The sequence below is a fragment of the Cellulomonas sp. CW35 genome (genome assembly GCF_052378485.1).
Lineage (GTDB): Bacteria > Actinomycetota > Actinomycetes > Actinomycetales > Cellulomonadaceae > Cellulomonas > Cellulomonas uda.
This window is the reverse complement of record NZ_CP199000.1, coordinates 2,217,250-2,240,562: the sequence shown is the minus strand read 5'-3', so window position 1 is coordinate 2,240,562 and position 23,313 is coordinate 2,217,250. Positions and strand designations below refer to the sequence as shown.

The window sequence follows — 23,313 nt, the reverse complement described above, 5'->3', positions numbered from 1 at the left end:
AGAGTGTCCCGGTGACCCTGGGACCCGACGACGAGCGGACGCCCGACGGCGCGCTCGGCCGGCCGGCGCGCGGCCCGGTGAGCGGGCAGGTGAGCGCGCAGGGGAGCGAGCAGGGGCAGGCCGGGGCAGCGGTGCCACCGGGGCGCGGGGAGACGGAGCAGACGAGCATGCACGAACCGGAGACGTGGACCGCGGACGCCGCGGCGACGCCCGCCGACCGGAACGACGGGAAGCCCGCGAACGGTCCCGACGAGGCGACGACGCCGGTCGAGCCCACCGGCAGGGCGGACCGTCGGCGCGCCGAGCGCGGCCAGGGCCCGCGGCGCAGGACGAGCGCGGGCGGGTCGCTGCTGCGCGAGACGGGCATCATCCTGGTCTCGGCGCTCGTGCTGTCGTGGCTCATCAAGACGTTCCTGGTGCAGGCGTTCTTCATCCCGAGCTCGTCGATGTACGACACGCTGCTCGTGAACGACCGCATCATGGTCAGCAAGCTGACGCCCGGTCCGTTCGACCTCGAGCGCGGCGACATCGTCGTGTTCAAGGACCCGGGCGGCTGGCTCGACGGGCAGGAGCCCGAGGTCACCACGGGCTGGCGGCACACCCTCAACGACGTCCTCACCTTCATCGGTCTCTACCCGCAGGACGCGGGCGAGCACCTGGTCAAGCGCGTCATCGGGCTGCCCGGCGACCGCGTGGCGTGCGACGGTCCGGGCGAGCCGCTGACGGTGAACGGGGTCGCGATCGACGAGCCGTACCTCGCGGCGGGCGCGATGCCGAGCCAGCTCGCGTTCGACGTCACCGTGCCTCCGGACAGCCTGTGGGTGATGGGCGACAACCGGCAGAGCTCGCGGGACTCGCGCGCGCACCTCGGCGACGCCGGGGGCGGCTCGATCCCGCTCGGGAACGTCGTCGGCAAGGCGTTCGTGCTCGTCTGGCCGCTCGACCACGCCGAGGTGCTGCACAACCCCGGCGAGACGTTCGAGGACGTCCCCGACCCGTCATGACCGCGCTGGACGACCGTTCGACGACGACGCGGGTGCGCGCGCCGCGTCCCGGCCCGCACCTGCGCCTCGAGCGCACGCTCCTGCGGGGCGGCGCGCGGCTCGTCGCGGGGATGGACGAGGTGGGCCGGGGGTCGCTGGCGGGCCCGGTGTCGGTCGGTGTCGTCGTGGTCGACGCGGGCACCAGGTCCGCGCCGCAGGGCGTCGCCGACTCCAAGCTGCTGTCGCCGGCCGCGCGCACCGCGCTGCTGCCTCGGCTGGCGCGGTGGGGCCTCGCGCGGGCCGTCGGCCACGCGAGCGCCGCGGAGATCGACGAGCTCGGGATCATCGCGGCGCTGCGGCTGGCCGGGCACCGGGCCCTGGGGGCGGCGTGCGCGACGACCGGCCCCGTGGACGTCGTCGTGCTCGACGGCTCGCACGACTGGCTCACGCCTCCCGCGCAGGGGGACCTGTTCGCCCTCGACGCGCCCGTGCTCGCCGCTCCGCGCGTGCACCTGAGGGTCAAGGCGGACCGCACGTGCGCGAGCGTGGCGGCCGCGAGCGTGCTCGCGAAGTGCGAGCGCGACTCCCTGATGGTCGAGCTCGCCGCGCAGCACCCGCACTTCCGCTGGGACGAGAACAAGGGCTACGCGAGCCCCGACCACCTGGCGGCGCTGCGCGAGCTCGGGCCGTGCGTGCTGCACCGCCGCTCGTGGCGCCTGACGGGCTCGTCGGGCGAGGCGGCCCTCCCGACGGACGCGGCCGCTGCGGCGCGGCTGGACGACGACGCCTCCGCGTGGGGGATGATGAGCACGTGAGCGCCGAGGACCTGGAGAACTACGAGACCGACATGGAGCTCGCGCTCTACCGCGAGTACCGGGACGTCGTGAACCTGTTCTCGTACGTGGTGGAGACCGAGCGCAGGTTCTACCTGGCGAACCACGTGGACCTGCAGGTCCGCTCGGCGGCCGGTGAGGTGTACTTCGAGCTGACGCTCGCCGACGCCTGGGTGTGGGACGTGTACCGCTCGGCACGCTTCGTGAAGTCGGTGCGCGTCGTGACGTTCAAGGACGTCAACGTCGAGGAGCTGGCGAAGGCGGAGCTCGACCTGGGCGGGGGCGCGGGCTTCCCGCGCTGACGCCTGCCCTGGCGCGACCCGACCCCAGCCCCGCGTCCCGCGCCGCGCGTCCACAGACCACGCAGGCACGCGCCCGGCGTAGGTCTCCGCGCCGCCACGATCGGCGGCGGAGGTGGTGCGCGTGCGCGCGAAGGACGCCGTCGGGCGGTACGGGGAGGACGTGGCTGCGGCTCACGTCGAGGCGAGCGGCTGGCGCGTGCTGGACCGCAACTGGCGGTGCCGGTACGGCGAGCTCGACCTCGTGGGGATGGACGGCGACGAGCTCGTGGTCGTCGAGGTCAAGACGCGGCGCTCGACCGCCTACGGGACGCCCGCCGAGGCGGTGACCTGGCGCAAGCTGGCGCGCATCCGGCGGCTCGCGGCGCAGTGGCTCGCGGAGCACGACCGGCGGGTCGCGTCGGTGCGGGTGGACGTCATCGCGGTGCTGCTGCCGCGCGCCGGCGCGGCGCAGGTCGAGCACCTGCGGGGGGTGTGCTGACGTGGCGCTGGGCGGCACGCTGTGCGTCGCGCTCGTCGGCATGGTCGGGCACGTCGTCGAGGTCGAGGCGCACCTCGCGGCGGCGTTGCCGGCGTTCACGCTCGTCGGGCTGCCGGACACGTCCCTCGCGGAGTCGCGGGACCGCGTCCGCGCCGCCGTCGCGTCCACGGGGCTCACGTGGCCCAACCGGCGGGTGACCGTGAACCTCTCGCCCGCGACCCTGCCGAAGTCGGGCTCGGGGTTCGACCTCGCGATCGCGGTCGCGGCGCTCGCGGGGGCGGGCGTCGTGGACCCGGAGCGCGTGCGCGGCGTCGTGCACCTGGGCGAGCTCGGCCTCGACGGGCGGCTGCGTCCCGTGCGCGGCGTGCTGCCCGCCGTCGTCGCGGCCGTGGCGGCGGGGCGTCCGCGCGTCGTCGTGCCCGAGGCGAGCGTCGCGGAGGCGGCGCTCGTTCCCGGTGCGCAGGTGCGCGGGGCGCGCACGCTCGCGCACGTGCTGGCCGCGCACGGGGCGGCCGTCGAGGTGCCCGAGGTCGCGCCGGCGGCGACCGAGCCGGTGGTGGCGGCGCCGGGCGTGGTCGTCCCGGACCTCGTGGACGTCGTCGGGCAGGACGAGGCACGGCTGTGCCTCGAGGTCGCGGCCGCGGGCGGGCACCACCTGCTCATGGTCGGTCCGCCGGGCACGGGCAAGACGATGCTCGCGGCCCGCCTGCCGGGCCTGCTGCCCGACCTCACGGAGGACGAGGCCGTCGAGGTCACCGCGATCCACTCCGTCGCGGGGACCTTCGACGCGGGCGACGGGCTCCTGCGCCGCCCGCCCTACGAGGACCCGCACCACACCGCGACGCCCGCGAGCGTGATCGGCGGTGGCTCGGGCATCCCGCGTCCCGGCGCGGCGTCGCGTGCGCACCTGGGCGTGCTGTTCCTGGACGAGGCGCCGGAGTTCACGACCGCCGTGCTGCAGACCCTGCGCCAGCCGCTCGAGCACGGCGAGCTCGTGCTGCACCGTGCGCAGGGGGCGGCACGCTACCCCGCGCGGTTCCAGCTGGTCCTCGCGGCCAACCCGTGCCCGTGCGGCATGGCGGTCGGCAAGGGTCTCGCGTGCACGTGCCGCCCGGAGCAGCGCCGCCGCTACCTCGCCAAGCTGTCCGGACCCCTCCTCGACCGGGTCGACCTGCAGGTCGAGCTGCAGCCGTCACGTGCGACGGACGCGATCGGCGAGCCGACCCGTGTCGTCGCGCGTCGCGTGGCCGAGGCGCGCGCGGCGCAGGCCGAGCGGTTCGCCGGGCTGCCGTGGCGCACGTGCGCGCAGGCACCCGGCTCCTGGCTGCGCGAGCGGCTCGGGCCGGACCGCTCGCTCGTCGCGGATCTCGACCGGGCGGTCGACCGCGGGACGCTGAGCCGGCGCGGCGCCGACCGCGTGCTGAGGGTCGCCTGGACCGTCGCCGACCTCGCGGGACGCGCGGCGCCCGACCGGTCGGACGTGGGCCGCGCGCTCGCGCTGCGGACCCGGGGGAGGGGCGCATGACCGCCGAGGGCGGCCTCACGGGCCGGACGACGACGGGCCCCGTGGGCACAGACGGGCGGGGCGTCGGCGACGAGGAGCGATGGGCGCGCGCGGCGTGGAGCGCGCTGGCCGAGCCGGGCGACGAGGTCGCGGGTGCGCTTCTTGCGCAGCTGGGCGCGGCGGAGGCGTGGCGCTGGGTCGTCGCGAACGCGGGCGGACGCACCGCGCTGCCGCAGTCGGCCTCGCCGCGGGCCGCTGCCCGCCTGAGCCGCGCGGTGGCGCGGTGGGGCCCACGGGCCCGGCGCCTGGGGGAGGAGGGCTGGTCTCCTGGTGGACCGCCGCCGACGCGAGCGGCCGCGCGCGTCGTGGTGCCGGGTGACCCGGACTGGCCGTCCGGCCTCGACGCGCTCGGGGCCGGCGCTCCGAGCTGCCTGTGGGTGCGCGGTGAGCTGGGAGCGGCGGCAGTCGTCGCCCTGGTCGGTGCGCGCGCGGCCACGGCGTACGGCGAGGGGGTGGCGGTCGACCTCGCTGTGGGGCTGGCGCAGGCCGGCCGCGTGGTCGTCTCGGGCGGCGCGTACGGGATCGACGCGGCCGCGCACCGCGGCGCGCTCGCGGCCGGCGGTCGCACGGTCGTCGTCGTCGCGGGCGGCGTGGACCGCGCGTACCCCGCGGGCAACGCGCGCCTCGTGGAAGAGGCCGTGGCGAGCGGCGGCGCGGTCGTCGGCGAGGTGCCGCCGGGCAGCCTGCCGACCCGCAGCCGGTTCCTGCAGCGCAACCGCCTGATCGCGGCGCTCGGGTCGGCCACGGTCGTGGTCGAGGCGGCGTGGCGGTCCGGTGCGCTCTCGACCGCGCACCACGCGCTGCGCATCGGCCGCCCGGTCGGTGCCGTGCCGGGTCCGGTCACCTCGATGGCGTCGGCCGGGTGCCACCGGCTCCTGCGCGACGGGGCGGCGGTCTGCGTCACCGACGCCGCCGAGGTGCTCGAGCTCGCCGGCGCGATCGGCACGGACGCGGCCCCCGAGCGCGAGGGGCCGGCGCGTGCGCTCGACGGTGTCGACCCGCTCGCTCGACGGGTGCACGACGCGCTCGGGACCCGCGCCCCCCGGCCCGCCGAGACGGTTGCCCGAGCGGCTGGCGTCTCGTCCGCCGAGGCGATCGCGGCGCTCGGTCTGCTCGAGCTCGCGGGCCTCGCGAGGAACGAGGGCGGAGGCTGGACGGCGAGTCCGGTGTGATCTGCGTTACGCAGCGGGTGAAACGCGTCACCGGTCTGCGCAGAATGTCCGGTCCGATTCGGACAATCGGGAAACAAATACGCGGCGTTAGTCCGCACGGGTGAATTCGAGGCTTGTTCCCGGGTCGTAAAGCCGTCACCGTATTCGCATGAACGTGGCCGAGATCACCGCCCAGGCGCCTGCTCGTGCGCGCCTGCTCGCGGACTTCTCGACCTACCTGGGCACTGTGCGCGGGTTGTCCCCCCACACCGTGCGCGCCTACGTCGGGGACGTCGACGCGCTGCTCGGCTACGCCGCCCGCCACGGCGCGGCCGAGCTGACCGACGTCGACCTCGCGACGCTGCGCGCCTGGCTCGCCTCGATGGCCGCCGACCAGCGCAGCCGTGCGACGCTCGCCCGTCGCGGCGCGAGCGCCCGCACGTTCTTCGCGTGGGCCACGCGCACCGGTCGCGTCGCGGCCGACCCGGCGCTGCGGCTCGCGTCGCCGCGCACCGCGGTCACGCTGCCGGCGGTGCTCACGCAGGACGGCGCCCGCGAGGCACTCGACGCGCTCGCGGCGCTGGCGGACGACACCGAGCCCCTGAGCGTGCGGGACTGGGCGATGCTCGAGCTCCTGTACGCCACCGGCGCGCGGGTCGCTGAGCTGTGCGGCGCGGACGTCGCCGACGTGGACCTCGCGCAGCGCACCGTGCGGGTCACGGGCAAGGGCGACAAGCAGCGCGTCGTGCCGTTCGGCGTCCCCGCGGCCCGCGCGCTCGACGCGTGGCTGCGGGTGCGCGGGCAGGTCGCCACCACCGGCGACGCGCTGTTCGTCGGCGCGCGCGGCGGCCGCGTCGACCAGCGTCAGGTCCGCACCGTCGTGCACCGTGCGACGAGCGTGACCGGTGTCGACCTCGCCCCCCACGGCATGCGCCACTCCGCGGCGACCCACCTCCTGGAAGGAGGGTCGGACCTGCGCAGCGTGCAGGAGATCCTCGGCCACTCCAGCCTCTCGACCACCCAGCGTTACACCCACGTCTCCGCCGAGCGCCTCCGCTCGGCCTACGCGCAGGCACACCCCCGGGCCTGAGGACGGAAAGCCACCATGACGATCCACCTGGACGCGCCCGCAGCGGTGCGTGCCGTCGCTCGTGACGACGCGGCCCCCGTCGGGACGATCCCGCAGCAGCGCGGGGTGTTCGCGGTCGAGATCGACGACGCCGTCGAGCTCGACACGCTCGTGCCCGACGCCGTGCTCGTCGACGCCGAGCAGGCCGGTGCGGACCTCGCCGACGAGGTCGTCACCGCCGAGCTCGTCGAGCTCGCCGACGTCATCGCGCTGCCCGAGGTCCCGACGCAGCGTGGCGTGCAGCCCGCGGACGTCACGGACGTGTGGACCGCGTACAAGAGCACGGGTGAGCGCGCGCACCGCGACGCCCTGATCCTGCACTACGCGTCGCTCGTGTCCGCGGTCGCGGGTCGGGTCGGGATGCGCCTGCCCGCGACGGTCGAGCAGGCGGACCTGGTCTCCTACGGCATGTTCGGCCTGATCGACGCGATCGAGAAGTACCAGCTCGACCGGTCGGTGAAGTTCGAGTCGTACGCGTCCTCGCGCATCCGCGGCGCGATCATCGACGAGCTGCGGGCGATGGACTGGGTCCCGCGCTCGGTGCGGACCAAGGCGCGCTCGATCGACCGCGCCCAGGCCGAGCTCGAGGCCACGCTGCACCGCGCTCCCACCGAGGCGGAGCTCGCGGCGCACCTGCAGGTGCCGGTGGGCGAGCTGCGTCAGGTGTGCTCCCAGCTCGCGACGTCGAACCTCGCGGCCCTCGACGAGCTGCTCGGCGGCGAGGACCGCACCGGTGGCGTCTCGCTCGGCGACACGCTGTGCGACGACCGGATCGACGACCCGGCGGGCACGCTCGCCGACGCGGAGACGGCTCACCTGCTGGCGCGCTCGATCGAGCAGCTCGGGGAGCGTGAGCGCATCGTCGTCGTCCTGTACTACTACGAGGGCATGACGCTCGCGGAGATCGGCCGGGTGCTCGGCGTGACCGAGTCCCGCATCTCCCAGATGCACACCGCGGCGATGACGCGGCTGCGTACGCGGCTCACGGACGCCGAGCGCGGCTGAGGCGGTGCCCGCGTCCCGCACGGGTGGGCGGCGGGTCACCCGGGCAGCAGCACGACCGGCCCCAGGCCCCGCACGAGCGTGAGCGGGTCGAGGTAGCGGTCGGGAGCCGACCGCACCCCCCAGTGCACGCACGTCGTCGGCGCACAGTGACCGGCCGCGGCGTCGACGATGCCGACCGGGGAGCCGCGTGCGACGCGCGCGCCGACGGCCGCGCTCGTCGTGACCGGCTCGAGGCTCGTGGTGAGGCCGTCGTCGTGGCGGATCGTGACCACGGGCCGGCCCGCGACGCGGCCCGCGAACGCGACGACGCCCGACCGGGGTGCGACGACGGCCGCCCCGACCGCCGTCGCGAGGTCCACGCCACGGTGCCCCGCCGCCCACGGCTGCGGCGGCGCCTCGAAACCGCGCACCACGCGGGCACCGGGGAGGGGCAGCACGTAGCCCCCCGCGCCCTCGTCCTGCGATGACGCGTCCTGCGCCGACCCGGGCGCGACGACGAGCGCGGCAGACGGCGCGGCCAGCGTGACCGCCGCGAGGACGAGGACGGCAGCACCCGCTCGCGACGCCCGCGCGCGGCGCACCCCGCGCCTCGGGACGGTCGTCGTCGGCGTGCTCCGGTCGCTCATGCGGACACCGTGCTGCACGGACCGGTGCCGCAGAGCCGACCGTGGTGCGGGCTGGGGAGGAGGCGTTCCCGCCGCGGGGCTGGGGTCGGGTCGTGGTGACCACGGGTGGTCGGGTCCGTCCGGTCGGGGTCGGGCCCGCGGTGGGCTAGACTTGCCGCGCGACCGGTGAGAGCCGGTCGACTTCGCGCGCCATCATCCTGGTCGCGACCGTCCGGCGGCACGTCCGCCGAGCCGGTCCCGCACCGCGAGGCGTGCCCGCACAGGTCCGTGGACGCCGGTTCGCCGGTGGTCGCGGTGCGGGCCGTCGTGGCGCCAGGGGCACCGGCGACCGCCGGGGCCGACAAACCGCAACGCGGGGCTCATCAAGGTGTGCCCCGCCCGACGTGCGTGCCGCCGCTGCGGCCCGCCACGGAAGGAAGTGCCATGGCCGTCGTGACCATGCGCCAGCTGCTCGAGAGCGGTGTCCACTTCGGGCACCAGACCCGCCGCTGGAACCCCAAGATGAAGCGCTTCATCTTCACCGAGCGCAACGGCATCTACATCGTCGACCTGCAGCAGTCGCTCACCTACATCGACCGCGCCTACGACTTCGTGTCGCAGACCGTCGCGCACGGTGGGTCGATCCTGTTCGTCGGCACCAAGAAGCAGGCGCAGGAGCCGGTCGCCGAGCAGGCCGCCCGCGTCGGCATGCCCTACGTCAACCAGCGCTGGCTGGGCGGCATGCTCACCAACTTCTCGACGATCCACAAGCGGCTGCAGCGCCTCAAGGAGCTCGAGCAGATCGACTTCGACGACGTCGCGGCCTCGGGCCTGACGAAGAAGGAGCTGCTCGTCCTGCGCCGCGAGAAGGACAAGCTCGCGAAGACGCTCGGCGGCATCCGCGACATGGCCAAGGTCCCCTCGGCCGTGTGGATCGTCGACACGAACAAGGAGCACCTCGCCGTCGACGAGGCGCGCAAGCTGGGCATCCCGGTGGTCGCGATCCTCGACACCAACTGCGACCCCGACGTCGTCGACTACCCGATCCCGGGCAACGACGACGCGATCCGCGCCGTGCAGCTGCTCACCCGTGTGATCGCGGACGCGGTCGCCGACGGCCTCATGAAGCGTCACTCCGGCAAGGCGTCCGCCGAGGGCGGCGCCGAGGCCGAGGCCGAGCCGCTCGCCGAGTGGGAGCGCGAGCTGCTCGCGGGCGCCGAGGCCGACCTCGCCGCCGCGCCGGCCGCCGAGGCTGCTGCGCAGGCTCCGGCCGCCGAGGCCCCCGCTGCCGAGGCCCCCGCCGCCGAGGCGCCTGCCGCCGACGCCCCGGCTGCCGAGGCGGCGCCCGCCGCCGACGAGCCGGCCGCGCCGGCCGACGAGGCCTGAGCACCCGCTCGTCCGCATCCCGCTCCATCGACAAGAACGGACACCACTGATGGCGAACTACTCGCTCCAGGACATCAAGGACCTGCGCGAGAAGACCGGCGCCGGCATGCTCGACGTCAAGAAGGCGCTCGAGGAGGCCGAGGGCGACTCCGCCAAGGCGCTCGAGATCATCCGCGTGAAGGGCCTCAAGGGCGTCGGCAAGCGTGAGGGTCGCTCGGCGTCGGACGGTCTCGTCGCGGCGCACGTCGGCCCGACGGCCGACGGCGAGGGCCAGTCCGGCGTGCTCGTCGAGGTCAACTCGGAGACGGACTTCGTCGCGAAGAGCGAGTCGTTCATCTCGCTGGCCGAGCGCGTGCTCGCGGCCGCGGTGGCCACGGGCGCTCGTGACGCGGACGCGCTGACCTCGTCCGAGTACGAGGGCACCACGGTGCAGAACATCGTCGACGAGACGGCCGCCACCCTCGGCGAGCGGATCGTCGTGCGCCGCCTGGCCCACGTGGCCGGCGAGCACGTCGAGGTGTACCTGCACAAGGTCAACAAGGACCTGCCCCCGCAGGTCGGCGTTCTCGTGGCGACCGACGCGGCGGGCGCCTCGGTGGCGCGCGACATCGCGACGCACATCGCGGCGTACTCGCCGGCCTTCCTCACGCGTGACGAGGTCCCGGCCGAGACGGTCGAGAACGAGCGCAAGATCGCCGAGGAGACCGCGCGCAACGAGGGCAAGCCCGAGGCCGCGCTGCCGAAGATCGTCGAGGGCCGTCTGACCGGGTACTTCAAGGAGACCGTGCTGGTCGACCAGCCGTTCGCCAAGGACCCGAAGAAGTCGGTCGGCCAGGTGCTGGCGGAGGCCGGCGGCTCGGTGACGGCGTTCGTGCGGTACCGCGTGGGTGCCTGACCTGCACACCTGATCGGTGGCCCCGGCCCACGGCCGGGGCCACCGTCATAGCACCATCCCGACCGCACGCAGGAGGCGCAGTGACCCCGGACCCCACCACCGACGACACGAGCGCCGCCCCGCGGCGGGTGCTCCTCAAGCTCTCGGGCGAGACGTTCGGCGGCGGGGCGGTCGGCCTCGCGGTCGACGTGATCCGGCGCATCGCCGAGGAGATCGCGGTCGCGGTACGGGCGGGCGTGCAGGTCGCGATCGTCGTCGGCGGTGGGAACTTCTTCCGCGGCGCCGAGCTCGCGCAGAACGGCATGGACCGTGCGCGTGCGGACTACATGGGCATGCTCGGCACGGTGATGAACTGCCTGGCGCTCCAGGACCTCCTCGAGCAGGCCGGCGTCAGCACCCGCGTGCAGACCGCCATCACGATGGGCCAGGTCGCCGAGCCCTACATCCCGCTGCGCGCGATCCGGCACCTCGAGAAGGGCCGCGTCGTGATCTTCGGCGCGGGCGCCGGCATGCCGTACTTCTCGACCGACACCGTCTGCGTGCAGCGCGCCCTCGAGACGCACTGCCAGGAGGTGCTCATGGGCAAGAACGGCGTCGACGCGGTCTACACCGCGGACCCGCGCAAGGACCCGGACGCCCGGCGTCTCGAGCACCTGAGCTACACCGACGCGATCGTGGGCGACCTCGGGGTCATGGACCAGACCGCCCTGTCGATGGCCCGTGACAACGACATGCAGATGCAGGTCTTCGGCCTGGAGGGCGCGGGCAACGTCACCCGCGTCCTGCGAGGTGAGAAGATCGGCACGACGGTGACCGTCGGCTGAGGCCACGGTCTTCCCACAGCGCAGTCCCACCCACGCCCAGCACGACCGACACCTAGGAGCACCGGTGATCGACGAGACTCTCTTCGAGGCCGAGGAGAAGATGGACAAGGCCGTCGAGGTCGCCAAGGACGACTTCGCGACCATCCGGACCGGTCGTGCGAACGCGGCGATGTTCTCGAAGATCTTCGTCGACTACTACGGCGCGCCCACGCCGCTGCAGCAGCTCGCGTCGTTCAACGTGACCGAGGCGCGCACGATCCTCGTCTCGCCGTTCGACAAGTCGTCGACGGCGGCGGTCGAGAAGGCCCTGCGGGACTCGGACCTGGGCGTGAACCCGACGAACGACGGCAACGTGATCCGGGTGGTCCTGCCCGCGCTCACGGAGGAGCGCCGCCGCGACTTCGTGAAGCTCGCGAAGCACAAGGCCGAGGACGCGCGCATCTCGGTGCGCTCGGTGCGCCGCCGCGCCAAGGAGGAGCTGGACCGCATCGTCAAGGACGGCGAGGCCGGCGAGGACGAGGTCACGCGTGCGGAGAAGGAGCTCGAGGCGCTCACCAAGCGGCACGTCGAGCTCATCGACCACCTCCTCGCCGCCAAGGAGAGCGAGCTCCTCGAGGTCTGATGACGCAGCTCGCAGCCCCCCGCTCGACGAAGCCGGGTCGCGACCTCCCGGTCGCGATCACGGTGGGCGTCGGCCTCCTCGTCGTCGTCGTCGCGTCCTTGTTCATCCGCAAGGAGGCGTTCGTCGTCCTCGCGGTGCTCGTGGTCTGCGCGGGACTGTGGGAGCTCGCGCAGGCGTTCGCGCGGCGCGCGATCCACCTGCCGCTGCTGCCGCTGCTCGTCGGCTCGGTCGGCATCCTCGTCTCGGCGTTCACGGCGGGTTCCGAGGCGCTGTTCGTGTCGTTCATGCTGACCGTGGGCGGCGTCATGGTGTGGCGCGTGCTCGACGGCAGCGGGTCGCGCGCGCTGCGCGACATCATCGGCGGCGCGTTCGCGGCCGCGTACCTGCCGTTCCTGGCGGGCTTCGTGATGCTCATGCTCGCGGAGAGCGACGGGCCCGCGCGCGTCATGGTGTTCATCCTGCTCGTCGTCGCGAGCGACACGGGTGGGTTCGCGGTCGGCGTGCTGCTCGGGCGGCACCCGCTCGCACCCTCGGTCAGCCCGAAGAAGTCCTGGGAGGGCCTCGCGGGCTCGCTCGTCCTCGCGTGCGTCGTGGGCGTCGTGAGCATCCAGGTCGCGTTCGAGGGCGAGCCGCTGGTCGGCGTGTTCCTGGGGCTGTCGACCGTGGTGTCGGCGACGCTCGGCGACCTCGCCGAGTCGATGCTCAAGCGCGACCTCGAGCTCAAGGACATGGGCCGTCTCGTCCCGGGTCACGGCGGGGTCCTCGACCGCCTCGACTCGCTCCTGCTGACGGCGCCCGCCGGCTACCTCATCCTCACGCTGCTCCAGCCGCCTCCCGTGCTGTTCTGAGCACCGCCCCCCTCGTCCCGGAGTACCACCGTGCCTGCCACCCCCGTCCGTCTGGATCTCTCGTCGCCCGTGCGCGGTCCGCGCGGCAAGCCGCCGCGCCACTTCGTCGACCTGACGCCCGACGAGCGCGTCGCAGCGGTCACGGCCCTCGGCGAGAAGCCGTTCCGCGCCAAGCAGCTCGCGACCCACTACTTCACGCACCTGACGGCCGACGCGGACGCGATGACGGACCTGCCCGCGGCGAGCCGCGAGAAGCTGGTCGAGGACCTGTTCCCGCCGCTCCTGACGAAGGCGCGCACGCAGACGGCCGACGGCGGCACCACGGTCAAGACGCTGTGGCACCTGTTCGACCACGCGAAGGTCGAGTCGGTGCTGATGCGCTACTCGAACCGCACCACCCTGTGCATCTCGAGCCAGGCGGGCTGCGGGCTGGCGTGCGCGTTCTGCGCGACGGGCCAGATGGGCCTGACGCGCAACCTGTCGACGGCCGAGATCGTCGAGCAGGTCCGCGAGGCGGCGCGCTCGCTGCAGGCCGGTGAGGTCCCCGGCGGCCCGACGCGGCTGTCGAACGTGGTGTTCATGGGCATGGGGGAGCCCCTCGCGAACTACAAGGCGATCATGGCGACCGTCCGGACGTTGGTCGCGCCCGCCCCCGAGGGCCTGGGCCTGTCGGCGCGCAACGTGACGGTCTCGACGGTGGGCATGGTCCCGGCGATGCGCAAGCTCGCGGACGAGGGCATCCCGGTGACGCTCGCGCTCTCGCTGCACGCTCCGGACGACGAGCTGCGCAGCGAGCTGGTGCCGGTCAACACGCGCTGGGACGTCGACGAGGCGCTGGACGCCGCGCGGCACTACTTCGACGTCACGGGCCGCCGCGTGTCGATCGAGTACGCGCTGATCCGCGACGTGAACGACCACGCGTGGCGTGCCGACCTGCTCGGCGAGAAGCTCAACGCGCGCGGCAAGGGCTGGGTGCACTGCAACCCCATCCCGCTCAACCCGGTGCCGAACTCGAGGTGGACGGCGAGCGATCCCCGGGTGGAGCAGGAGTTCGTGGCACGCTTGCGTGCGCACGGGATCCCGACGACCATCCGGGACACCCGAGGCAGCGACATCGACGGTGCGTGCGGCCAGCTCGCCGCGGAGGAGGACGAGTGAGCGACGGGATGTTCCGGACCGTGTCGCGGCTGCGCTCGGGGTACGACCCGGACGAGGTCGACGAGTTCTTCGACCACGCGCGGCAGCTGTACGAGCAGGGTCCGGGCACCGCGCTGTCGGCGAAGGACGTGCGCCGCGTCGGGTTCGAGATGGTGCGCGGCGGGTACGCGACCGCGGCGGTTGACGCGGCGCTCGACCGGTTGGAGTCGGCGTTCGTCGCGCGGGCGCGCGCCGAGCACGTCGCGCAGCACGGTCAGCAGGCGTGGATGGCCCAGCTCGGTGAGCAGGCGCGCACGCTCTACGGCCGGCTCGGCCGGCCGGACGGCGACCGGTTCGCGCCGCCCGAGGGCCGGGAGCAGGGGTACGAGCCCGCGGACGTCGACGAGCTGTGCCACCGCCTGGTGGCGTACTTCGACCGCGGCGTCCCGCTGACGTCGGGCGAGGTGCGCTCGGCGACGTTCCGGCGCCGCAAGGGCCGTGACGCGTACGGCGAGCCGGCGGTCGACGCGTTCATGGCGCGCGCGGTCGAGGTCCTGCTCGGCGTCGAGTGACGCACGACGGACGCCGGCCGGCCACGACCGCGAGGAGGCTCGCATGACCACGACCGTGTGCCTGCTCGGGTCGACGGGCTCGATCGGGACGCAGGCGCTGGACGTCGTGGCCCGTCACCGCGACCGGTTCGAGGTCGTGGGTCTCGCGGCGGGCGGCGGCGATCCCGCGGCGCTCGCGGCGCAGGCGGCACGGTTCGACGTCCGCGTCGTCGCGGTCGCCGACGAGGCGCGGGTCCCGGCGGTGCGCGAGGCGCTCGCGGGGGCGGGCGTGCCCGGCGTAGAGGTTCTCGCGGGCTCCGCCGCGGCCGAGGAGCTCGCGGGTGCCGGCGCGGACGTCGTGCTCAACGGCATCACCGGCTCGGTGGGGTTGCGCCCGACGCTCGCGGCGCTGCGCGCGGGGAGCACTCTCGCGCTCGCCAACAAGGAGTCCCTGGTCGTGGGGGGCGCGCTCGTGCACGCCGCGGCCGTGCGGCCCGACCAGGTCGTGCCGGTGGACTCGGAGCACTCGGCGATCGCGCAGGCGCTGCGCTCCGGCCGGCGCGTCGAGGTGGCACGTCTGGTGCTCACGGCGTCGGGCGGGCCGTTCCGCGGCTGGACGGCTGACGACGTCAAGGTCGTGACGCCGCAGCAGGCGCTCGCGCACCCGACGTGGGCGATGGGCCCGGTCGTGACGATCAACTCGGCGACCCTCATGAACAAGGGCCTCGAGCTCATCGAGGCGCACCTGCTGTTCGACGTCCCGGCCGACCGGATCGACGTGGTCGTGCACCCGCAGTCCGTCGTGCACTCGATGGTGCAGTTCGTCGACGGCTCGACGATCGTGCAGGCGTCACCCCCGGACATGCGCCTGCCCATCGCGCTGGGGCTGTCGTGGCCGGACCGGCTCGACGACGTGGCGGCGGCGTGCGACTGGACGAGCCCCACGGCGTGGACGTTCGAGCCGCTCGACGAGGAGCTGTTCGGCGCGGTCCGGCTCGCGCGGCACGCCGTGGCCGCGTCCGCGACGCACCCGGCCGTCTACAACGCGGCGAACGAGCAGTGCGTGGCGGCGTTCCTGGCCGGCCGCATCGGGTTCCTCGACATCGTGTCGACGGTGGAGCGCGTGGTCGACGAGCACGACGGGACGCGGGCGGCGGACCTCACGCTCGACGTCGTGCTGGAGGCGGAGCGCTGGGCGCGCGCCCGCGCCGACGAGATCCTCGCGCAGGTCTGACGCACGGGCCTGACCCACGGGCCTGACCCACCGGCAGCGGCGTGGTGCGGGCCTCAGCCGCGCCGCACCCACGGCGCGCGCGTGAGCGCGGACTGCGTGCCGGTGACCAGCTCGGCGAGCGTCCTGCCGGCGACGTTGGCCGCCGCCGGCCCGGTGCCGCCGCTGCGCGCCCACGCGTGCTCGTCCTGCAGCCCGACCGACGGCAGCGCGCCCGGCGCGGCGAGCGGACGCAGCCACGCGTGCGTGACGGGGACGTCGGCGAGCACGGGCAGCAGCGCGACGAGCGCGGCGTGCAGCGCGTCCGCCGACCGCGCCGCGGCACCGACTGCACGGGTGCCGCGCCCGGCGGCGGGGGCGCGCCCGGCGACGAGCCGCCCGGCGGGCTCGCGCACGACGCGCAGCCCGTCGCAGTGCGCGAGCACCTCGCCGCGCGCGAGACCGACCGCCGCCCACGTCGCCTCCGGCAGGGGAGCGGTCGCGAGCGTCGCGGCGCCCCGGCGCGCACCGGACGGGCGGGTGTCGACGATCCTCGCGGCGCGGACGGTCCCGTGGGTCGTGACCGCCGCGCCGACGCTCACGCGCGCCACGGCCGTGGCGTCGACCACGCGCGCCCCGCGCGCCAGCAGCGCGTCGCGCAGCCCCCGCGCGAGGGCGCCGGGGTCGAGCCGCGCGGCCTCGGGTGACCACGTCCCACCGACGGCACCCTCGACGCGGACGTGGTCGGCGAGCGCGGCGGCGTCCAGGACGTGCGTCTCGTCGCCCCAGCGTGTCGCTGCGGTCGCCTGCCGCGCGAGCCGCGCCAGCGCCTCGTCGTCCCCGGCGACGACGAGCTCGCCCCCGAACCGGAAGCCGCACTCGACCTCCTCGACGGCCGCGACCCCGCCGACCTCGACGACCGCGTCGCGCAGCACGGCACGGGCGTCGTGCGCGGCGGCGTCGCCGTACCGCTGGGCGATGCCGTCGGCGTCGAGCCCGACGCGCGCGGAGCACGCGCCGATCCCGCGCTCGTCCTGACCGGTCGTCCCGCGCTCGACGAGCAGCACGTCGAGCGCCGGGTCGGCCTCGAGCAGGTAGTACGCGGCCCACAGACCGGTCAGGCCGGCGCCCACGACGAGCACGTCGCACGTGGTGTCGCCGTCGAGCGCGGGCCGGGGCGTGGCCGCCTCGTCGACCCACGGCGCGGGGTCGTCGGCGGCGTCGGTCGGGCGCAGCAGGGCACGCAGGTCCATCCGCCGATGCTCGCCCGGCGGCCGCGCGCGGACAACTCGCCACGCAGGAGCGAAGGGCGTCACGTGCGCACAGCGTGTCGGGGGATGATGGGGCGACCCGCACCCGTCCCGGTGCCGGGCGTCGAGGAGGCTGGTGTGGCGTACCTGTTGGGCGTGCTGATCGCGCTCGTCGTGCTGCTCGGCTCGATCGCGCTGCACGAGGTGGGGCACATGGTGCCCGCGAAGCGCTTCGGTGTGCGCGTGAGCCACTACTTCGTCGGGTTCGGGCCCACGCTCTGGTCCCGCACGCGCGGCGAGACCGAGTACGGGGTGAAGGCGATCCCGCTGGGCGGCTTCGTGCGGCTCGTCGGGATGTACGCGCCCGCGGACGCCGTCGGCAACCCGCCCGCTCGCACGTGGATGGGACGGCTCGCGGCGGACGCCCGCGACGCGAGCGCCGCGGAGATCCTGCCGGGGGAGGACCACCGCGCGTTCTACCGCCTGTCGACGCCCAAGAAGCTCGTGGTGATGCTCGGCGGGCCCGTGATGAACCTGCTCATCGCGTTCGTCCTGCTCGCGATCGTGCTCATGGGCTTCGGCGTCCCGGTGACGTCCACGACGCTCGACTCGGTGTCGCAGTGTGTGATCCCGCCGGGCGACGACGCGGACCGCGCGTGCGCGGACTCGGACCAGGCGGCGCCGGGCGCGGCCGCGGGGCTGCGCCCGGGCGACACGGTCCTGAGCTGGGGCGGCACCCCGGTCTCGTCGTGGGACGAGCTCTCGACGCTCATCCGCGCGACCGGTGCCGAGCCCACGGACGTCGTCGTCGAGCGGGACGGTGCGCAGGTCGACCTCAGCGTCACGCCCGTGGTCGCGCAGCGACCGGCGTACGACGAGGACGGTGCGCCCGTGCACGACGAGGACGGCACGCTCGTCACGGTGCCGGTGGGCTTCGTCGGCGTCTCACCCACCGTGCAGTACCGCTCGGCGACGCTCGGCGAGGTCCCGGGCGAGGTCGCGGACCGCACGTGGCAGACCGTGTCGGTCGTGGCGACGCTGCCGGCGCGCGTGGTCGACCTGGTGCAGACGACGTTCGGCGACGGCGAGCGCGGCTCCGACTCGATCGTCGGGATCGTCGGCGTGGGACGGCTCGCGGGCGAGGTGGCCTCCGTGCAGGGCGAGGGCATCGACTGGGGGCTGCGTCTGGCGATGCTGCTCGAGATGCTCGCGGCGCTGAACATCGCGCTGTTCGTGTTCAACCTCATCCCGTTGCCGCCGCTCGACGGCGGGCACGTCGCGGCCGCGCTGTGGGAGGGCGGCAAGCGCCAGGTCGCGCGGCTGCGCAGGTTGCCGCGGCCGGGGCCGTTCGACTCGGCGAAGCTCGTCCCGCTCGCGTACTCGGTGTTCGTGGTGCTCGGGGCGATGGGGCTGCTGCTCGTGTACGCGGACATCGTCGACCCGGTGACGATCACGTGACGCGCGCACGCGTCGCGGAGATCCGGTCCCGCTGACCCGCACCGACCCGCGGGTCGTGTGGGGATCGCGTGCGGGTACCCGGTGCACGCGCGCCTGCACGCCGACACCTCGCCGCGCAGGTGGGATGATGGGCGCGTGAGCGTACCGATCTCCCTGGGCATGCCCGAGGCACCCGCGCCCGTGCTGGCGCCGCGACGTCCCACCCGCAAGATCCGGGTCGGCAAGGTCGAGGTCGGCGGTGACGCGCCGGTGAGCGTGCAGTCGATGACGACCACGCCGACGACCGACGTCAACGCGACGCTGCAGCAGATCGCCGAGCTGACGGCCGCGGGGTGCGACATCGTGCGCGTGGCCGTGCCGAGCCAGGACGACGCCGACGCGCTGCCCGCGATCGCGCGCAAGTCGCAGATCCCGGTGATCGCGGACATCCACTTCCAGCCGAAGTACGTGTTCGCCGCGATCGAGGCCGGGTGCGCCGCGGTCCGCGTGAACCCCGGCAACATCCGCAAGTTCGACGACCAGGTCGGGGCGATCGCACGCGCCGCCGCGGACGCGGGCGTGAGCCTGCGCATCGGCGTCAACGCCGGCTCGCTCGACCCGCGCCTGCTCGCGAAGTACGGCAAGGCGACGCCCGAGGCGCTCGTCGAGTCCGCCGTGTGGGAGGCGTCGCTGTTCGAGGAGCACGACTTCCACGACTTCAAGATCTCGGTCAAGCACAACGACCCGGTCGTCATGGTGCGCGCCTACGAGCTGCTCTCGGAGCGGGGCGACTGGCCGCTGCACCTCGGCGTCACCGAGGCCGGCCCCGCGTTCCAGGGGACGATCAAGTCCGCGACCGCGTTCGGCGCGCTGCTGAGCAAGGGCATCGGCGACACGATCCGCGTCTCGCTGTCCGCGCCGCCGGTCGAGGAGGTCAAGGTCGGGATCCAGATCCTGCAGTCGCTCAACCTGCGGCCCCGCAAGCTGGAGATCGTCTCGTGCCCGTCCTGCGGGCGCGCGCAGGTCGACGTGTACTCGCTCGCCGAGCGGGTGACCGCCGGCCTGGAAGGTCTCGAGGTACCGCTGCGGGTCGCCGTCATGGGGTGCGTCGTGAACGGGCCCGGCGAGGCGCGCGAGGCGGACCTGGGCGTCGCGTCGGGCAACGGCAAGGGCCAGATCTTCGTCAAGGGCGAGGTCGTCAAGACCGTCCCCGAGTCGCAGATCGTCGAGACCCTCATCGAGGAGGCCATGCGCATCGCCGAGACGATGGAGCCGAGCGAGGAGGGCACGAGCCCGGTCGTCACCGTCGGCTGACGGCGCATCCCGGGGGCGTGAGGCACAATCGGCTCATGGGCCCGCGGCGTGCGATGTTGCTCGACCGCCGGCCCGGGGCACGAGTCCTGGACGACGTCGACCTCGGGGCGGCGCTCGAGGTGTGCGCGCTCGACCCCGTCGGCTCGGTTCTGGCGACGGCCCGGATCGAGGCGGCGCGGTCCGCCCGGCTGGGCGGGGCCGGCGGCGCGCTGTGGGGCTACCACCACGGGGGTGCGCTGGTCGCGGTGTGCTGGGCGGGCGCGAACATGGTGCCCGTGGTGCCCGTCGAGGACCCCGCGGTCGTGTCCGACGCACTCGACGCGTTCGCGACGAGCGCGGCCCGGCAGGGTCGGCGCTGCTCGTCGATCGTCGGGCCCGCTCCCGCCGTCCTGGGGCTGTGGAACCGCCTGCGCGCGGTGTGGCCCGGCGTGCGCGAGGTCCGGCCCGACCAGCCGTCCATGGTGATCGACACCGCGCCCTCGGTGTCGCCCGACCCGCAGGTCCGCCTGTCCCGCCCCGACGAGTTCGACCTCGTGCTCCCGGCGTGCATCGCGATGTTCACCGAGGAGGTCGGGTACTCGCCCGCGAGCGGCCCGCGCGGACCGTACGAGACGCGCGTGCGCACGCTCATCGACCAGGGACGGTCGTTCGTGCGCATGGAGCCGGGGTCGGACGGGGCGCCGCGCGTCACGTTCAAGGCCGAGCTCGGGGCCGTCGCCGGCGGGGTCGCCCAGGTCCAGGGCGTGTGGGTGGAGCCCGAGCGGCGTGGCGTGCGGCTCTCGGAGCACGGGATGGCGGCCGTCGTCGAGGCGACGCGCGGCCACGTCGCCCCGGTGGTCTCGTTGTACGTCAACGACTACAACGCCCGCGCCATCGCGGCGTACACCGCGGTGGGCTTCCGCCAGGTCGGCTCGTACGCGACGGTGCTGTTCTAGCCGGTCCGCACCCGCGCCGCGCGTGGCTCAGCGCAGCAGCCGGGACATGCGCCGGTCGGCCAGCGGCTTGCCGCCGGTCTGGCACGTCGGGCAGTACTGCAGTGACGAGTCGGCGAACGACACCTCGTGCACGGTGTCACCGCACGGCACACCGTCCCAGCCCGGGCACGCCTCGCCCGTGCGTCCGTGCACACGCATGCCGCGTCGTTTGGCGTCCTTGAGCTCGGCCGCGGGCTTGCCCGAGGCCTCGGCGACGGCCTGCGCGAGCACCTCCCGCACGGCCGCGTAGATCACGTCGGCCTGCTCGTCGGACAGCTTGCCGGTGAGCGCGAACGGTGACGTGCGCGCCGCGTGCAGGATCTCGTCGGAGTACGCGTTGCCGATGCCCGCGATCGTGCCCTGGTCGCGCAGGAGGCCCTTGACTTGCTGGTTGCGCGCGGCGAGCAGCGCGCCGAACCGTTCGCGCGTGAACTCCGGCGAGAGCGGCTCGACGCCCAGCGACGCGATCTGCGGCACGTCGGCGGGGTCCTCGACCACGTGCACCGCGAGCCGTCTGCGCGTGCCCTGCTCGGTCAGGTCGAACCCCGAGCCGTCGTCGAGGCGCACGCGCAGCGCGAGCGGCGAGCGGCCCGGCCGCACGGGCGTCGTCGCGAGCTTCTCCGACCAGCGCACCCACCCCGCGCGCGACAGGTGCCACACCAGGTGCAGCGGCTCGCCGGTCGAGGTCGCGACGAGCAGGTCCAGCCACTTGCCGTGCCGGGCAGCGTCGACGACCGTCCCGCCGACGAGCGCGTCGGGCGGCGGGCGGAACGTCTTGAGCGCGGCGATGTCGCCGACGCCGACCTGCGTCACGGTGCGGCCGACGGCGCGCTCGCGCAGGAACGCGGCGAGCGCCTCGACCTCGGGAAGCTCGGGCACGGGTCCATCGTGGCCCACGTCACGCCCGTCCCGCGCCCGGATCGTCGTGCGTGCCGGTCGTGGGGCGAGCCGGCCGCCGTGGAGCGGGCGTGCGGAGGACCCGCGCGGGGCAACTAGGCTTCGGCTCATGCTCCTGCGTCTGTCCACGCTGTTCGTCCGCACGCTGCGCGAGGACCCGGCCGACGCCGAGGTCGCGAGCCACAAGCTCCTCGTGCGCGCGGGGTACATCCGCCGCGCCGCCCCCGGCATCTACACCTGGCTGCCGCTCGGCCTGCGCGTGCTCGCCAAGGTCGAGGCGGTCGTGCGCGAGGAGATGGCGGCCGCCGGCGCGCAGGAGGTGCACTTCCCGGCGCTGCTGCCGCGCGAGCCGTACGAGGCGACCGGTCGCTGGACGGAGTACGGGCCGAACATCTTCCGGCTCAAGGACCGCAAGGGCAACGACTACCTGCTCGCGCCCACCCACGAGGAGATGTTCACGCTCCTGGTCAAGGACCTGTACTCGTCGTACAAGGACCTGCCGCTGTCGATCTACCAGATCCAGACCAAGTACCGCGACGAGGCGCGCCCGCGCGCGGGCCTGATCCGCGGCCGCGAGTTCGTCATGAAGGACGCGTACTCGTTCGACGTCGACGACGCGGGCCTCGAGGCGTCCTACGAGGCGCAGCGCCTGGCGTACCAGCGGATCTTCGACCGGCTCGGGCTCGAGTACGTGATCGTCGCGGCGACGTCCGGCGCGATGGGCGGCTCGCGCTCCGAGGAGTTCCTCACGCCGACGGCGATCGGCGAGGACACGTTCGTGCGCTCGCCCGGCGGGTACGCCGCGAACGTCGAGGCGGTCACCACCGTCGTGCCCGAGGCGCTGCCGTTCGACGACGCGCCCGCGGCGCACGTCGAGGACACGCCGGACACCCCGACGATCGACACGCTCGTCGCGCTCGCGAACGAGCGCTTCGCGCGCCCCGACCGCGCCTGGACGGCCGCGGACACGCTCAAGAACGTGGTGCTCGCGCTCGTGCACCCGGACGGTGAGCGGGAGCTCGTCGTCGTGGGCCTGCCCGGCGACCGGGAGGTCGACCTCAAGCGGCTCGAGGCGGCGGTCGCCCCGGCCGAGGTCGAGGCGGCGGGCGACGCGGACTTCGCGGCACACCCCGAGCTCGTGCGCGGGTACATCGGCCCCGCCGTGCTCGGGCCCAACGCGGACGGTCGCGCGGCCGACGACCCCGGGCGCACTGCGGTGCGCTACCTGCTCGACCCGCGCGTCGTCGCCGGCACACGCTGGATCACCGGCGCGAACGAGCCCGGCCGGCACGTGTTCGACCTCGTCGCGGGCCGCGACTTCACCGCCGACGGCACCGTCGAGGCCGCCGAGGTGCGCGCGGGCGACCCCGCGCCCGACGGATCGGGCCCGCTCGAGCTCGCGCGCGGCATCGAGATCGGCCACATCTTCCAGCTCGGCCGTAAGTACGCCGCCGCGCTCGGTCTGACCGTGCTCGACCAGAACGGCAAGGCGCAGGTCGTCACGATGGGCTCCTACGGCATCGGCGTGACGCGCGTGCTCGCGGCACTCGCCGAGGCCAACCACGACGACAAGGGCCTCGCGTGGCCCGCGCACGTCGCGCCCGCACACGTGCACCTCGTCGCGACCGGCAAGGACCAGGCCGTGTTCGACGCCGCCGACGAGCTCGCGCGCGGGCTCGAGGCGCGCGGCGTCGAGGTCCTGTACGACGACCGCCCGAAGGTCTCGCCCGGCGTGAAGTTCGCCGACGCCGAGCTGTTCGGCGTGCCGCTCGTCGTGGTCGTGGGCCGGGGTCTGGCCGACGGTGTCGTCGAGGTGCGCTCGCGCGCCGGGGGCGACGGCGAGAACGTGCCGGTCGCCGACGCGGTCGAGGTCGTCGCCGGCCGGGTCGCCGCTCTGCTCTGACGCGAGCGCCGGGGC

General features: G+C 74.5%; 23 protein-coding genes. 20 read left to right on the top strand and 3 right to left on the bottom strand.

The window, feature by feature from the left end; genetic code table 11:
• Positions 1–11 precede the first annotated feature (11 nt).
• From lepB to ACT17Q_RS10220, 8 genes are all read left to right on the top strand, one after another.
• Positions 12–1,004 carry a signal peptidase I gene (lepB, locus tag ACT17Q_RS10255; RefSeq protein WP_444662257.1) on the top strand — a complete coding sequence of 331 codons (993 nt, stop codon included), beginning with the start codon at positions 12–14 and terminating at the stop codon, positions 1,002–1,004.
• Positions 1,001–1,798, top strand: coding sequence for a ribonuclease HII (locus ACT17Q_RS10250; protein ID WP_094179732.1), 798 nt, complete (start codon positions 1,001–1,003; stop codon positions 1,796–1,798). The genes lepB and ACT17Q_RS10250 overlap by 4 nt, the downstream gene beginning before the upstream one ends.
• Positions 1,795–2,118 carry a DUF2469 domain-containing protein gene (locus tag ACT17Q_RS10245; RefSeq protein ID WP_094179733.1) on the top strand — a complete coding sequence of 108 codons (324 nt, stop codon included), beginning with the start codon at positions 1,795–1,797 and terminating at the stop codon, positions 2,116–2,118. The genes ACT17Q_RS10250 and ACT17Q_RS10245 overlap by 4 nt, the downstream gene beginning before the upstream one ends.
• A 121-nt stretch (positions 2,119–2,239) precedes the next feature.
• Positions 2,240–2,596: a YraN family protein gene (locus ACT17Q_RS10240; protein WP_141318453.1), complete on the top strand. Its 357-nt coding sequence runs from the start codon at positions 2,240–2,242 to the stop codon at positions 2,594–2,596.
• A 1-nt stretch (position 2,597) separates the two neighbouring features.
• Positions 2,598–4,121, top strand: coding sequence for a YifB family Mg chelatase-like AAA ATPase (locus tag ACT17Q_RS10235; RefSeq protein ID WP_444662254.1), 1,524 nt, complete (start codon positions 2,598–2,600; stop codon positions 4,119–4,121).
• Positions 4,118–5,332: a DNA-processing protein DprA gene (gene dprA / locus ACT17Q_RS10230; protein ID WP_444662252.1), complete on the top strand. Its 1,215-nt coding sequence runs from the start codon at positions 4,118–4,120 to the stop codon at positions 5,330–5,332. Before ACT17Q_RS10235 ends, dprA begins: the two co-directional genes overlap by 4 nt.
• A 148-nt stretch (positions 5,333–5,480) precedes the next feature.
• Positions 5,481–6,401 carry a tyrosine recombinase XerC gene (locus tag ACT17Q_RS10225; protein WP_444662250.1) on the top strand — a complete coding sequence of 307 codons (921 nt, stop codon included), beginning with the start codon at positions 5,481–5,483 and terminating at the stop codon, positions 6,399–6,401.
• Positions 6,402–6,416: 15 nt separating this feature from the next.
• Positions 6,417–7,445, top strand: coding sequence for a FliA/WhiG family RNA polymerase sigma factor (locus tag ACT17Q_RS10220; RefSeq protein ID WP_268532182.1), 1,029 nt, complete (start codon positions 6,417–6,419; stop codon positions 7,443–7,445).
• Positions 7,446–7,480: 35 nt separating this feature from the next.
• Here the strand turns inward: ACT17Q_RS10220 and ACT17Q_RS10215 are convergent, their stop codons facing one another.
• Complete coding sequence (locus tag ACT17Q_RS10215; protein ID WP_444662248.1) at positions 7,481–8,071, bottom strand: peptidoglycan DD-metalloendopeptidase family protein; 591 nt, start codon at positions 8,069–8,071, stop codon at positions 7,481–7,483.
• A 423-nt stretch (positions 8,072–8,494) separates the two neighbouring features.
• Between ACT17Q_RS10215 and rpsB the strand changes: the two genes are divergently transcribed.
• From rpsB to dxr, 8 genes are all read left to right on the top strand, one after another.
• The gene (gene rpsB / locus ACT17Q_RS10210; RefSeq protein ID WP_094179738.1) at positions 8,495–9,436 is read left to right on the top strand and encodes a 30S ribosomal protein S2; all 942 of its coding nucleotides are present in this window, start codon (positions 8,495–8,497) and stop codon (positions 9,434–9,436) included.
• Positions 9,437–9,485: 49 nt separating this feature from the next.
• Positions 9,486–10,331, top strand: coding sequence for a translation elongation factor Ts (tsf, locus tag ACT17Q_RS10205; RefSeq protein ID WP_094179739.1), 846 nt, complete (start codon positions 9,486–9,488; stop codon positions 10,329–10,331).
• Positions 10,332–10,411: 80 nt separating this feature from the next.
• Positions 10,412–11,155, top strand: coding sequence for a UMP kinase (pyrH, locus tag ACT17Q_RS10200; protein WP_094179740.1), 744 nt, complete (start codon positions 10,412–10,414; stop codon positions 11,153–11,155).
• 64 nt (positions 11,156–11,219) lie between these two features.
• A complete protein-coding gene (gene frr, locus ACT17Q_RS10195; RefSeq protein ID WP_141318441.1) occupies positions 11,220–11,777 on the top strand; it encodes a ribosome recycling factor in 558 nt (185 codons plus the stop codon).
• Positions 11,777–12,625, top strand: coding sequence for a phosphatidate cytidylyltransferase (locus ACT17Q_RS10190; protein WP_444662245.1), 849 nt, complete (start codon positions 11,777–11,779; stop codon positions 12,623–12,625). The genes frr and ACT17Q_RS10190 overlap by 1 nt, the downstream gene beginning before the upstream one ends.
• Before the next feature lie 30 nt (positions 12,626–12,655).
• Complete coding sequence (gene rlmN / locus ACT17Q_RS10185) at positions 12,656–13,783, top strand: 23S rRNA (adenine(2503)-C(2))-methyltransferase RlmN (RefSeq protein WP_141318437.1); 1,128 nt, start codon at positions 12,656–12,658, stop codon at positions 13,781–13,783.
• On the top strand, positions 13,780–14,334 hold the full coding sequence (locus ACT17Q_RS10180; protein ID WP_094179744.1) for a DivIVA domain-containing protein: 555 nt from the start codon (positions 13,780–13,782) through the stop codon (positions 14,332–14,334). Before rlmN ends, ACT17Q_RS10180 begins: the two co-directional genes overlap by 4 nt.
• 43 nt (positions 14,335–14,377) lie before the next feature.
• The gene (gene dxr, locus ACT17Q_RS10175; protein ID WP_444662242.1) at positions 14,378–15,547 is read left to right on the top strand and encodes a 1-deoxy-D-xylulose-5-phosphate reductoisomerase; all 1,170 of its coding nucleotides are present in this window, start codon (positions 14,378–14,380) and stop codon (positions 15,545–15,547) included.
• A 53-nt stretch (positions 15,548–15,600) separates the two neighbouring features.
• On the opposite strand, the gene ACT17Q_RS10170 is transcribed toward dxr, so the two are convergent.
• A complete protein-coding gene (locus tag ACT17Q_RS10170; RefSeq protein ID WP_444662240.1) occupies positions 15,601–16,776 on the bottom strand; it encodes an NAD(P)/FAD-dependent oxidoreductase in 1,176 nt (391 codons plus the stop codon).
• Between the two features lie 135 nt (positions 16,777–16,911).
• On the opposite strand from ACT17Q_RS10170, the gene ACT17Q_RS10165 reads away from it, so the two are divergent.
• The 3 genes from ACT17Q_RS10165 to ACT17Q_RS10155 all read left to right on the top strand — a co-directional run bounded on the left by ACT17Q_RS10165 (position 16,912) and on the right by ACT17Q_RS10155 (position 20,459).
• Positions 16,912–18,231 carry a M50 family metallopeptidase gene (locus tag ACT17Q_RS10165; RefSeq protein ID WP_141318429.1) on the top strand — a complete coding sequence of 440 codons (1,320 nt, stop codon included), beginning with the start codon at positions 16,912–16,914 and terminating at the stop codon, positions 18,229–18,231.
• A 135-nt stretch (positions 18,232–18,366) separates the two neighbouring features.
• Positions 18,367–19,524 carry a flavodoxin-dependent (E)-4-hydroxy-3-methylbut-2-enyl-diphosphate synthase gene (gene ispG / locus ACT17Q_RS10160; protein ID WP_141318425.1) on the top strand — a complete coding sequence of 386 codons (1,158 nt, stop codon included), beginning with the start codon at positions 18,367–18,369 and terminating at the stop codon, positions 19,522–19,524.
• Positions 19,525–19,559: 35 nt separating this feature from the next.
• Positions 19,560–20,459, top strand: coding sequence for a GNAT family N-acetyltransferase (locus tag ACT17Q_RS10155; RefSeq protein WP_094179748.1), 900 nt, complete (start codon positions 19,560–19,562; stop codon positions 20,457–20,459).
• Positions 20,460–20,486: 27 nt separating this feature from the next.
• On the opposite strand, the gene ACT17Q_RS10150 is transcribed toward ACT17Q_RS10155, so the two are convergent.
• A complete protein-coding gene (locus tag ACT17Q_RS10150; protein WP_444662237.1) occupies positions 20,487–21,377 on the bottom strand; it encodes an Fpg/Nei family DNA glycosylase in 891 nt (296 codons plus the stop codon).
• A gap of 127 nt (positions 21,378–21,504) precedes the next feature.
• On the opposite strand from ACT17Q_RS10150, the gene ACT17Q_RS10145 reads away from it, so the two are divergent.
• Positions 21,505–23,298, top strand: coding sequence for a proline--tRNA ligase (locus ACT17Q_RS10145; RefSeq protein WP_444662235.1), 1,794 nt, complete (start codon positions 21,505–21,507; stop codon positions 23,296–23,298).
• Positions 23,299–23,313: the final 15 nt, after the last annotated feature.

Coding starts and splice junctions, on each gene's coding strand:
- ACT17Q_RS10215 (WP_444662248.1), bottom strand. CDS start 8,071: ATGAGCGACCGGAGCACGCCGACGACGACCGTCCCGAGGCGCGGGGTG.
- tsf (WP_094179739.1), top strand. CDS start 9,486: ATGGCGAACTACTCGCTCCAGGACATCAAGGACCTGCGCGAGAAGACC.
- ACT17Q_RS10225 (WP_444662250.1), top strand. CDS start 5,481: ATGAACGTGGCCGAGATCACCGCCCAGGCGCCTGCTCGTGCGCGCCTG.
- ACT17Q_RS10250 (WP_094179732.1), top strand. CDS start 1,001: ATGACCGCGCTGGACGACCGTTCGACGACGACGCGGGTGCGCGCGCCG.
- dxr (WP_444662242.1), top strand. CDS start 14,378: ATGACCACGACCGTGTGCCTGCTCGGGTCGACGGGCTCGATCGGGACG.
- rpsB (WP_094179738.1), top strand. CDS start 8,495: ATGGCCGTCGTGACCATGCGCCAGCTGCTCGAGAGCGGTGTCCACTTC.
- ACT17Q_RS10145 (WP_444662235.1), top strand. CDS start 21,505: ATGCTCCTGCGTCTGTCCACGCTGTTCGTCCGCACGCTGCGCGAGGAC.
- dprA (WP_444662252.1), top strand. CDS start 4,118: ATGACCGCCGAGGGCGGCCTCACGGGCCGGACGACGACGGGCCCCGTG.
- ACT17Q_RS10155 (WP_094179748.1), top strand. CDS start 19,560: ATGGGCCCGCGGCGTGCGATGTTGCTCGACCGCCGGCCCGGGGCACGA.
- ACT17Q_RS10170 (WP_444662240.1), bottom strand. CDS start 16,776: ATGGACCTGCGTGCCCTGCTGCGCCCGACCGACGCCGCCGACGACCCC.
- ACT17Q_RS10220 (WP_268532182.1), top strand. CDS start 6,417: ATGACGATCCACCTGGACGCGCCCGCAGCGGTGCGTGCCGTCGCTCGT.
- ACT17Q_RS10190 (WP_444662245.1), top strand. CDS start 11,777: ATGACGCAGCTCGCAGCCCCCCGCTCGACGAAGCCGGGTCGCGACCTC.